The 11,177-nt window shown below is 66.7% G+C and carries 10 protein-coding genes; 5 read left to right on the top strand and 5 right to left on the bottom strand.

Annotated elements, in window-relative coordinates; translation table 11 throughout:
• On the bottom strand, window positions 1-842 hold an 842-nt coding region (locus BGP17_RS20570), incomplete at its 3' end, for a TolC family protein (RefSeq protein WP_286713433.1).
• A 220-nt stretch (window positions 843-1,062) separates the two neighbouring features.
• Here BGP17_RS20570 and BGP17_RS20565 point away from each other — a divergent pair.
• From BGP17_RS20565 to BGP17_RS20550, 4 genes are all read left to right on the top strand, one after another.
• A complete protein-coding gene (locus BGP17_RS20565; protein WP_286713432.1) occupies window positions 1,063-1,461 on the top strand; it encodes a MerR family transcriptional regulator in 399 nt (132 codons plus the stop codon).
• A gap of 61 nt (window positions 1,462-1,522) precedes the next feature.
• Complete coding sequence (locus BGP17_RS20560; RefSeq protein ID WP_286713431.1) at window positions 1,523-2,158, top strand: cation efflux transmembrane domain-containing protein; 636 nt, start codon at window positions 1,523-1,525, stop codon at window positions 2,156-2,158.
• A complete protein-coding gene (locus tag BGP17_RS20555) occupies window positions 2,155-2,799 on the top strand; it encodes a class I SAM-dependent methyltransferase (protein WP_286713430.1) in 645 nt (214 codons plus the stop codon). The genes BGP17_RS20560 and BGP17_RS20555 overlap by 4 nt, the downstream gene beginning before the upstream one ends.
• Before the next feature lie 12 nt (window positions 2,800-2,811).
• Window positions 2,812-3,354 carry an MAPEG family protein gene (locus tag BGP17_RS20550; RefSeq protein ID WP_286713429.1) on the top strand — a complete coding sequence of 181 codons (543 nt, stop codon included), beginning with the start codon at window positions 2,812-2,814 and terminating at the stop codon, window positions 3,352-3,354.
• 88 nt (window positions 3,355-3,442) lie between these two features.
• Here BGP17_RS20550 and BGP17_RS20545 read toward each other — a convergent pair whose 3' ends face one another.
• Complete coding sequence (locus tag BGP17_RS20545; protein WP_286713428.1) at window positions 3,443-4,549, bottom strand: aspartyl protease family protein; 1,107 nt, start codon at window positions 4,547-4,549, stop codon at window positions 3,443-3,445.
• Window positions 4,550-4,946: 397 nt separating this feature from the next.
• On the opposite strand from BGP17_RS20545, the gene BGP17_RS20540 reads away from it, so the two are divergent.
• Window positions 4,947-5,846 carry a LysR family transcriptional regulator gene (locus BGP17_RS20540; RefSeq protein ID WP_286713427.1) on the top strand — a complete coding sequence of 300 codons (900 nt, stop codon included), beginning with the start codon at window positions 4,947-4,949 and terminating at the stop codon, window positions 5,844-5,846.
• Between the two features lie 98 nt (window positions 5,847-5,944).
• On the opposite strand, the gene BGP17_RS20535 is transcribed toward BGP17_RS20540, so the two are convergent.
• From BGP17_RS20535 to BGP17_RS20525, 3 genes are all read right to left on the bottom strand, one after another.
• Window positions 5,945-9,022, bottom strand: coding sequence for a beta strand repeat-containing protein (locus BGP17_RS20535; RefSeq protein ID WP_286713426.1), 3,078 nt, complete (start codon window positions 9,020-9,022; stop codon window positions 5,945-5,947).
• Between the two features lie 92 nt (window positions 9,023-9,114).
• Window positions 9,115-10,434, bottom strand: a complete 1,320-nt coding sequence (locus BGP17_RS20530; RefSeq protein WP_286713424.1) for a CsgG/HfaB family protein — start codon at window positions 10,432-10,434, stop codon at window positions 9,115-9,117.
• Entirely contained in the window at window positions 10,434-10,982 is a 549-nt protein-coding gene (locus tag BGP17_RS20525; protein ID WP_286713423.1) for a hypothetical protein, read from the bottom strand. The genes BGP17_RS20530 and BGP17_RS20525 overlap by 1 nt, the downstream gene beginning before the upstream one ends.
• Between the last annotated feature and the right edge of the window lie 195 nt (window positions 10,983-11,177).

Raw genomic sequence — 11,177 nt, 5'->3', positions numbered from 1 at the left:
ATCCGGCGCGTGCCGGCACTGAGCGTCAGGTCCGGAATGCGCTGGCTACGGGCGACCCGGACATTGGCGTCGGCAATCGAATAGTCGGCGGACGCTACGGCATAGGACAGCGTTCCTTCGATATTGATCGGGGCCGTGGGACCGAAGAGGCCGGTCCGGTCGAACCATGCCTGGTCGAGATCCCCGGCGATCGGCTGACCGATCAGGCGTTCCAGATTGCTCCGCGTGACCGCGACGGTCCGCTCTGCACGCTCGACGTCGGTGCGGGCGTTGACCAGCTGCACCTGCGCACGCTGCTCGTCGATCGGGGAGGTGGCGCCGACCATGACCCGGTCGGATGCAACGCGCAGCGCTTCCTCGGCGATGCGAAGCTGCTCGCGCGCCACGATCAGCCGCCGCTCTGCCGCGACCGCGACGATGTAGGCCTGCGTGACCCGCAGCCTCAGGTCCGCAATCGTGACGGCGGATTCGAGGCGCGCCCGGTCGAGCTGAGCGTTCGCTACGCCGACACGCGCGCTGCGCTTGCCGCCGAGTTCGAGCGGCAGTGCGAAGCCGACAGTGGTCTCGGACTCTCCGATCCCGCGATAGGGACCGGTTCCGGCGACATTTTCCACTTCGACCGAGACGCTCGGATTGGGCCGCAGGCCGGCAACCGTCCGGCCTTGCTCGGCGGCACTGACGCCGGCTTCGGCAGCTTCGACATTGGGGGACGACACGCCGGCAAGCGCGAGCGCCTGATTCAGTGTGGTGACCTCACGCGCCTCTACGGGCGGCGCGGTCTGCGCCTGCGCCATACAACCAAAGAATGTCACGGCCAGTGCCGTCGCGATGAGTCGCATCATCGATTACTCCCGATCGTTCGCAGAAACAGGATTGGCCTCGGGCGACACGGCAGGTTCATCGAGGCGGGGACACGATAAGCGGCGTTGCGCAAGCACCAAGCAGCCGTATTCCGCTCCACTGTCTGCCCGCTATTTAATCCCATTTGCAGTCCCCCTCGAACGACTCGACGAAACAGGCTATGCGATCTGTAGCAGCTATAGGGTCAAGCGGGATTTTCGAATGCAGATCGGCGAACTGGCGCGCGCGACGTCTACCAAGGTCGAAACCATCCGCTTCTACGAGAAGATCGGCTTGCTTGCCGCACCCGCGCGCACGTCGGGCAATTTTCGCGACTATGGACCGGGGCACCTAGCACGCCTCTCATTCGTTCGGCGCGCGCGTGACCTGGGCTTCACAATCGACCAAGTGCGCGAGTTGCTGGCCCTCGCCGACGACGGCAATCGTCCGTGCGGTGCGGTCGATGTTGTCGCGCGTGCGCACCTCGCGCAAATCGACCGCAAGATCGCCGATCTTCGCGCGCTGCGCCACGAGCTTGACGAGCTCATTAGCCAATGCAGGCAAGGCGCGATCTCCGATTGCCGGATCATCGAAGCGCTGGGGCCGGCGGCCAAAAGCTGAGCATTGACTCTATAGCTGCTAGAGGGAGCACACTTCCCGGCGACTCGCAGAGGAGGTGGTAATGAGCGATTGTGGCTGCGAAGCGGACACGGCGCGGGCCGGCATCAATTCCGCCTACCGTCGCACGCTTTGGATCGTGGTGGTTCTGAATATCGGCTTCGGACTGGTCGAGCTTGCCGGCGGGTTCCTCGCCGGATCGCAGGCATTGAAGGCGGACTCGCTGGACTTCATCGGCGACGGGTCGATCACGTTCTTCGGGCTAATCGCGCTTGGCTGGCCGGCGGTCGCGCGCAGCCGTACCGCGCTCGTGCAAGGGACATTCCTCGCAGCGCTCGGGGTCGGCGTCTTGGGCTTTGCGGCATGGCGGGCATTCCATGCCATCCCACCCGAAGCGGGATTGATGGGCGGGATCGGCATCGTGGCGCTCGCCGTCAACGTGTCAGCGGCTCTGATGCTCGTCCGCTTCCGCGACCGGGGAGATGCGACATCACGCGCGATTTGGCTGTTCTCGCGCAACGACGCGGTCGCCAATATCGCGGTGATCTTTGCTGCGGTGCTGGTCGGCTGGACAGGCCAAGCGTGGCCCGATCTCGTCGTCGCGGGCGTCATCGCGCTACTGTTCCTTCACTCGGCCTATGACATCATCCGCGACGCTCGTCGCGAGTTGGCGGGGCATGCGCGGGGAGTGCTTGCGTGAACGGCCGCGCCTACACGCCGCCGCTTGGAACCGGCGCCACCGCCGACTATGACCGCGCGATCCGGCGGTGGACACGCGAGCTGCGCTGGCGCCGCGCCATGATCGCGGCTCTCGTGCCGCGCCCCGGTGAGATCATCATCGACGTCGGATGCGGTACCGGCAGCTTCGCCGTCATGCTAAAGGCAACCACGCCCGGCGCGACTGTCATTGGAATCGATCCCGATGAGGAAGCGCTGGCGATCGCGCGTGCCAAAGCCGATGCCGCCTGGCTCGCGATATGCTGGGAGCGCGGCTTCGCACGGGACATTGAAAGGCGCGGCGTCGACGCCGTGGTGTCTAGCCTGATGTTCCACCAGGTACCAATGGCCGAGAAGCGCGCCGGATTGTCGGCGATGTACGCCTCACTCCGCCCCGGCGGGCGGCTGGTGATCGCCGATTACGGCCGGCAGCGAGCGCTGATGCGCCTGCTGTTTCGTGTCACCATCCAGCGCCTCGACGGGGTGACCGACACCCAACCCAATGCGGACGGCCTGCTCCCCACGCTGGTCCGCGACGCTGGCTTTGGCAATGTCCGGGAGCTACGCCCAATCTATACCGTGACCGGCTCGATTACGCTTATCGTTGCGGACAAGCCGGGCTGAATGGAGCGAGCGATGGACCTGCAATCGGAGCAGCGGGAGATCAAAAAACAGTCCGCGCAGGCCCTCATGCTTTGCGCTGCGGTTGCGACCGGGTGCGTGCTCTTCCTGCCCAAGCTGGTCACTTTCCCATCCGAGATCGGCGCGCGCCTGGCTTTCGGGATCCAGACGAGTTCGATACATTTTGCGGTTGTCCTCATTGCAGTCCGCCTGGTGTCGAGCGGACGCTACCGTTCGGCGGTCGATATCGGCGGCGCGGCGAAGGCGCCGCCGAGTCCCGCACTCGCGATCAAGGCCGCCTTTCTCCAGAACACGCTCGAGCAGGCGTTCCTGGGCGTCGGCGCGCATCTGCTCCTCGCCTCGGTCGCCAGCGGTCGTTGGTTGGGGCTGCTGGTCGCCTCGCCTACACTGTTCGCGATCGGCCGGTTGAGCTTCTATCGCTGCTATTCAGACGGCGCGGGCGCACGCGCCTTCGGCATGGCGATCACGGCACTGGCTACGCTAATCTGCTACCTAGCTGCGTTCGCGCTATTTATTGGCCTGCTAGTCGGCGGATGATATCGCCGTTCTAGCCTAATTGGACCGGAGGGAAGTCAACGCCGTCCTTGGGATGTGCGGACGCTCGACCTCTCAGAACCCACTTTCGTCAATAATAATCGGCAAGCCGGAGATCACGCAGGCGACCGGTCTGGTCCTCCAACCTCACCCCCGTTCCCGGTGGCATGAAGCGCCACCGCCAATGTTCGCCCTTGATGTAGGCTGCGTCAATCGGACGGCCATTGACGGTCTGGATTCGGTCCCCGGCCTGCCAGCCGCCAGCGGCAGCGGGGCTGTTGGCCGCCACATGAACAACGGACAGTTCGCTCGCGCGCAGCGCGAGTCCGAAACCGCTATGATCCTCGAGCATCGGCAACCCACGCCGCGCCGGCCGCAACCATAGCTTACCCGCCGAGACGTCGAGTACGAGGTCGAACTGTGAGATCAGCGGAAATCCGATGCTGCCAGTCGCGCTGGCTGAAGTCCAACTCGCCGGCGCGAGCGCCGGGACGGAGCGCACCGAGAGTCCGCCCAGCGCCACATCGCCGACCATGAAGGTTGTGGCAAGCAGTAAACCCTCGACTCCGCCGATGGCCGCCGTCGATTGCCGAATACCCTCGAGTAACCGGTGCTCTTCGATAAAGCTGCGCGACAGCATGAGCGCGGTCGAGTTGCCCAGGTCGAAGACCATTGGGGCGGCCGGCAGGCCAGCGACCGACGCGGAGACGAGCAACTCGCGGTTCGAGCCGTGCAAAAGCGACAGCTCCCGCCAGCCGCGCCCTCCAAAAAAAGTGCCGCTACCACCGACCGAAATCCGCCGAGATTCAAAATCGAGAGCTACCCGGTGCCCGGCAAGCATGTCCTCGCCGAGTATGAGATCAACGCGACCGCCGAGCGCCGACGAAACTGTGTCAAGATCAGCGACGATAATGACGGGAAGGCGCCTCCGCTGCCCTCCGAGCGCGAGATCGACGTCGCGCGCGAACCGGACGGATGCACGCCCCCCAACACCACGGATGGTTCGCTGTTCGGCCAAGGGTAGGCCAAGCCTTGTCGCCAGCGAGGCGCTGATGATCGATGCGGCGCTGCCGCTGTCGAGGATCGCATCGACGGAGATGCCTGCGACAACCGTTGGGAGGACGATCGTGTCGCCCGTGACCAGGCTGAAGGGTTGCCAAAAAGGCGGTTCCGCAAATCCGTTCCAATCGGCAACCAAGCTCTCGGCTCCCGCGATGGCAGGGCCGATCGTCCCTCCCACCAATACTGACCCGCAGCAGCGGAGCATGGCAATCACATCTCGCCGAGAAATCAAAGAGTTTCCGAACCGCATTCGTCAGCCTTTCGCTCGGCGTTGACCGGAAATCAGATGTAAACTTGATTTGATCAGGAACCGGCATCTGAACGAGAAAACTGCACCAGTCGAGCAAGTTATCTTCACGCGCCAATCGTCTTGATTGCCAACCAACTCTTCAACGCGACCGTACTAGACCAATTTTTGCGCCCTGTCAGCGGCACCCCATTTCTTGGAATAGCTCCATGACGTCACATGCGGGATGACGTGTCTACGCGATTGCCAACCGCAAATCGGAGCAACGGCACGCGCAGGAGCGGGCATGATCGAGGTTCATTTGCTGCGCTATGCGCTCGCCGCTGCCGACAGCGGCAGCTTCAGCCAGGCGGCCGACCGGTTCGGGATCAAGCAATCGACGCTCAGCAAGCGCATCCACTATCTGGAGGATCGGCTCGGCGTGGCGCTGTTTCGCCGGTCGAGCCGCGGCGTGGTGCCGACCGACCCGGGTATGGGCATCCTGCGCAAGGCGCGCCAGATCGTCGAGGACATCGACGCGCTCGATCAGGATTGCGCGGCGATCGCGCGGGGCACTGCGGGGCTGCTGCGGTTCGGCTTTCACGGGTCGCTGGGAAGCGGTGACCTTTCCGCGGTCGTCCGCGACTTTCGTGCAGCCTGGCCGGATGTCGAACTGGCAGCGCGCGAGCGGAGCCGTTCGCGGCTGCTGCGGGCGCTGGAGCGCGACCAGCTCGACTTCGCGGTGATGAGCGGACAGGCCGCGCGTCCCGGCATCGTCTCGCTGTCCTTCTGGAGCGAGCAGGTGATGATCGGGCTGGCGCGCAGCGATCCGCTGTGCGCATGCGATCCGCTCTACTGGTCGGACCTGCGCGGCATGACCTTCGTGATCAGTAAGGTGGATCCGGGCCCGTTCCTCAACGACCTGATCGCCTCCCGCCTCTCGGGGCCGGGCTTCGGCCCCAGCGTCAAGGTCCAGGACGTCCGCCGCGAGAACCTGTTCTCCTTCGCGGGGATTGGCTGCTGCGTCGTCACGACCGGCATCGCGCGCGAGGATGACGATCTGGTGCTCCGTCCCGTGCATGACGCGTTCGGCGCCACCCATCTCGAGCAGGCGATCCATTGGCGCCGCGATAATGACAGTGCGGCGCTCAGGCGCTTCCTGGAGATGCTGGCGCATCGTTACGGTCGGCCCTTGCCGACCCGCTGAGTATCCAGAAATTCGAAGGGCCGCCGCGCACAGGGGGGAGCGCGGCGACCCTTCCCGCTTGCCGGCTGTCCCAGGGGGCGCGGGAAAGCCGGAGCGGATCAGCGAAGGCTGGTGATGCTGTTCGTCGCCTGGTTGCCGACCGCGACCGCGCTCACCTGGTTGCCGGTGAGGGCGAAGCTGCTGCCGGTCATCGATCCGAGCGGCAAGATCAGCTGATTGCCCGTCGCGATCGCCGTCACCGGACCATAGTTGGTCTGGCTGCTGACTATCGCGACGCTACCCGGCTGCCCGAACGAGGACAGGCTCGCCGCATTGGTCGCGGTGTTGCCATAGGCCGCAGCCGAGACGGTGTTGGCGCCGATCGTCATCGACGCCTGGTTCATGCCGGTGAGCGGGCCGTTGAATGCCGCGCCGACCAGGCTGTTCGAGGCCGAGGCCGTCACGCTGCCATAGTTGGTCTGGGCGTTGAGCAGCGGCGCACCCGCGTCCGCCCAGATCTCGAACCGGCTGACCTCGGACGTGACGGTTACCGGCGACGGCACATTTCCGCGCACCACCAGCTGGTTGTCCACGGCATTACCGCGCGCCAGCGCGCTGGTCGCATTGCCGTCGATCCCGACCGACGAGGCGTCGATCATCGGCATCGCCGGGAATTGCGATGCGCGGTAGCCGGCATCCAGGGATGCGTTCGCCGCGACACTCGCGGTGCTGGTCTGCATGTTGCCGAGCCCGCCCGCGACGCCACCGCCCAGCGTGTCGATCGTGACGAGGTTCACCGCGCGGTTCGCATTCGCCTCGGCGGCAGTAACGTTGGCGTTGATCGCGAAGCGTGAGCCGGCCATGCCGATCCCGCTGTCGCCATTCTCGATCGAGGTGACGCCATCGGCCGAAATGCTGCCGCCTGCGAACTGCAGATTGCCAAGCACATCGTCGCCCGAGATGCCGGGGCTCGAGACGATCGAGACGCGCGTGTTGCGGCCCGTCAGCGATCCCGCATCGACAGCAGCGACCGCGAGGCGGTTGTCGGCCTCGTTGATGCCGGCATAGGCCTGGTTGGTGTTGGCCTTCACCGAGACGCTCGAGCCATCCAGCGATCCGGGCGCGACAAGAGCCTGGGTCGACTGCGCGGTGCCGATTACCTGACCATATTGCGCCGAAGACAGGGCGGTGCCGGGTGCCGGCGTGTCCGCCGATCCGAGGCTGACCGCGCTCAGCGACAGCCGGTTGGCGACGGTGTTGCCGATGATCGTCGAGGCGACGCCATTTCCCTCGACAGAATAGGCCGAGCCATAGGTGCGATAGTCACCGAGCATGCCGAAGCGGCCGGCCACCGCGCTGTTGATCCCGACCGCATCTTCCACCGAGCCCGACAGGCCGAGCTTCTGGGTGCTGGCCAGCGCATAGTCGGCGGCGGCGCCATAGCCTTCGAGCAGGGGGCCGGAGACCGCCTCGCCATGCCCGCTGCCATTGGCGAAGCTGGTGCCGGCCACGCTCATGCTGTTCGAGGCCGAATTGCCGATCGCGGTGCCGGCCAGCACATTGTCGCGCACCGCGAGGTCGGACTGGAGCACCGTCGCCGGGAGCGCGAGTAGGACGCCGAGCGGCGCGGCACCGCCGCCCGCCTCGACTCGGATTTGGCCGTTGCCGCTCTGGACATTGTTGAGATCGGCGCTGGCGCGCAGCAGCGGCGCGCTGAGGGTAAGGCCGTTGGTCGCGCCGTTGCCGGTCGCCGCGACGCTGACCGTGTTACCGTCGGCGGCCAAGGTCGAGCGCTCGACCGGCGACAGCACGCCGAGCTTGAGCGCGCTGGTCGAAGTGGCGCCGACGCTCGACTCCCCGAAGTCCTGCACATTGTGGACGCTGAACGCGGCGGTGACGCTGGAGCTGTTGTCGAACCCGGCGGACGCGGTGCCGACCGGACCCGAACCCGGAAGCCCGAACGTATCGACGGTGCTGGCTTCGACGGTCAGCTGGTTGCGCTCCGCGAGATTGGCGATCGCGACGGCGCGCGCGCTATTGTCCGAGAGCGACGCCTGCGAAGCCGTCATGGCGCCCAGGATGTTGGTCCGGATGCCGCCAACGGTATCGGCCTCGACATCGGCCGCACCGGCACGCTGGACAGCGGTCAGGTTGGCGACCGCGCCGCTTCCCGAAACCGCGCCGACGCGCAGCGACATCGCGTTGTCGGACTGGTTGCCATAGCCGCCTGCGACCAGTGCGTCGCCGTCATGCCGCACGGCGGAATCGGACAGCGAACCGAACACGACCAGATGGAAGGGATCGGAACCGTCGTTTTCGCCCGCGCGAGCGGTAACCGCGCCGTCCTGCTCCTGGTGGCTGAGCGTCGCGAAGGTCGCCGAGATCGTCGGGTCGCCATCGGCCGAGCCGGGAACCAGCGAGACCGGGCCGCCATCGGCAGAACCGAATGCACTCGCCCCGGTGACGGTGAAGTCGCTGGAGAAAGCGTTGCCGTAGCCGAGCGCCCGGACGAGGTTGTCCGTCATCGCGAGATCGCTGCCGAAGGTGGCGCCGGTGCCGATGCGCACCGCCGCCATGTTGGTCGAGGTGACCGCCGAGCGCGTGTCGTTCGACTGGAAGCCGACGATGCCGCCAGCCGCCGGCTGCTGGAGCCCTTCGAGCGACAGGGTGGCCATGGCATCGTTGCCGAGTGCCTGGGCATCGAGCCGGTTTTCGGCGACCGCGACGCTGTTGCCGCGGCTGGTGTCGATGTTGATGCCGAGCGTGCCGCCGGTGCTCAGCGCCGTCGCGATCGAGGAGGCGCCGCGCTGGGTGGTGACCAGCAATGCGTCGCCATCGGCGGCGACCGCACGATTGCCCGAGGTGAGGCGGGTGACCGCGCGCTGGCCGACGAGCTCCGCGGAGTCGATCGAGAACTCGCTGTCCGACCGATTGGCGCGGACCGACGCAGTGACGCCGTTGGCGCGCAGCGCGATATCGGAACCCTGGGCGGGAGGCGCGGCCATCACGATCTCGAAGCCGCTGGTATCGGCAAGCGCGCGAACATGGTCGGCGCGCTGGTGGTCGGCGACGACACGGGTGCCGCTGACCTGGTCGGTGGACTGCGCCGAAGCGGGCGTGACGGCCAGCATGGCGGCGAGCGCAACGGTGGCGCCGCCGATCATCAGCGCGGTGCGGGAATGGGTGATACGGGACATGGGAATACTCCGGTTCAGGGGGTAAGGGGCAGTCGGTGGGGGTCGTCAGGCTGTCAGGTGGGCGCCTCCCTGGGACTTGAGGGACGGGCTGCTCAGCCGCCGATGCGGAGCCGAGCCAGATCCTGCGCGCCGGCTTCGCCGCGGTGCAGGGTTGGGTCGGAGGCGGCGGGCCGCCACCGCAGGGCGATCTTTCCCTTGGCGACGCCGCGTGCGGTCAGCGCGTCCACAACCGCGGCGATGCGCTGGTCGGTGAGCGCATCACGTTTCGCAGGCTCGAGCACCTCGATGTCGCGCGCGACGATGCGGAGCTCGACGGGCGCGGTACGGGCGGCGTTTGCGATACGGTGGAGCGCGGCCAGCGCCGAACCGCCGAGATCGGAGGACCCCGGCTCGAACATCAGCGCAGCGCCATCGCCCCTTCCCGGATTCGTCTGCGGCAGCGTGTTGAGGGCCTGAGCGGCGGCGTCGACCAGACCCTGGGTGACCGGTCCGGCGCGTTCCGCGAACCGGATGGGCGGCAACGTGATCGCGGGATTCCACGACTGCATCGCGATGCAGCCCTGCGGATCGACCTCCGCGACCGCACCGACCAGCCGCATCGTCGCTTCCTCGAGCGTCGTGCGGATGCCGAGCTGCAAAGGCTCCTGGCCCTTCGCGCCGATGTTCACGTCGAACAGGTCGGACCCGAAGAAGCGGAAGGTGTTTAACCCGATCTCATAGCCGGTGAACTGCTTGGTGAGGCTGACGGTGCGCGCGACCAGGAGCGAGCGCGTATCGACAATCCGGAGATCGATCGCGACCGACTGGGTGTAGGTACGGACCTTGGGACCGACCTGCCCGACGCGCACTTCGGCGCCTCCCGAGCGGATATTGTAGTTGAGCTCGGTGATGCCTCCGACGATGTAATAGTCAGAGGCGGCGATGCTCCCGCCATAGTAAGGCAGCCAGGGCACGCTCGACGGGCCGTTCGCCCCGCCGACATTGTGCGGGCTGCCATCGCCCAGCTGGCGCCGGTCGGTATAGCCGAGTTCGCGTTCGCCGATGGTCGGATCGAAGCGCTCGGCGAGCGTGACCGGGCCCGCCAGCTTGCCGAGCGCCGAGGACACCATCAGCGCCCCGCCCTGGGTGATCGCGGTGCCCTCGCTCACCGAATATTTGCCGGTGAAATCCCGGACGTCGCCGACCGCGATCACGACGGGCTTGTGCCGCACAGCCGAAAGCTCGGCGCTGAAGCAGGCGAAGGCGGGGTCCATCGGGGTGCGGTTGTCGCGCGCGGCGGCGCCGATCAGGACCGGCTCCTCCCCCGGTGCCAGGCGCTGCTGCCTGAGGCTGACGCAGCCCGAGAGGCCGGGGAGCACCAGCGCGGAAAGCAGCAGGCGGACGCGCCGCGCTCCGATGACGGGCGCCAGCATCAGTTAAGCGCTCCGAAGCCGCAGGCGGTGCTGCCCGAGACGCTGGCGCGCTGATCGCCCGAATTGGACTGCGAGGAGTTGAGCGCCTGCCAGGCGGGGCCATCGGCGGTCGCGCCGGTCGCGCCGATCGCGGACGAGGCGATGAGGCCATCGTTACGCTGGTCGAGGCCAATATCGGTGCGGGCCTCGCCGGACGCGGTGCCCGCATTGCCGGTTGCGGCGGAGCTGGCGCCGGTGACCGTAGGAGAGTTGGCGACGGCGCTCTGCGCCCCGCTGTTGCCGACCGCGCTCGCCGCGACCGAGCAATTATACTGGCGCGCGATCGTGGTGTTGTAGACCGGCGCCGCATAGATGCCGGCGCGCTGCTTGGCGATCAGATCGGCGACGGCTGCGCGGGCGGCAAGATCTTGCGGCGTCTCGAACTGCCAAGCCCGGTTTTCGCCGACCTCCTGCGCGAATGCAGGAGCAGCTGCCAGCGAAGCCAGCAACGCGGCGAAGGCTCCGAGCCGAAGCCGGCGCCCACCCGAAAACTGGAACCCCTTCAACATGGTAATGCTCCTCTCGCCACGCGGCAGCGCGGCGTCGGGAGCAAGGAAGAGAAGCGCGAACGCCTGCGCGGCAACAGAAAACAACGAGCGTCGAAGGCCAGCGTAGAATTAGAAAGTGCCGGCTCGATCGCTCCGCACCGGCACCGTCAGATTATGCGCGGTTGCCGATCACCATCGGTGCCAATGGGAGTTCAT

The sequence above is a fragment of the Sphingomonas sp. 67-41 genome (genome assembly GCF_001899725.1).
Lineage (GTDB): Bacteria > Pseudomonadota > Alphaproteobacteria > Sphingomonadales > Sphingomonadaceae > Sphingomonas > Sphingomonas leidyi.
This window is presented reverse-complemented; position numbering and strand designations above follow the sequence as displayed.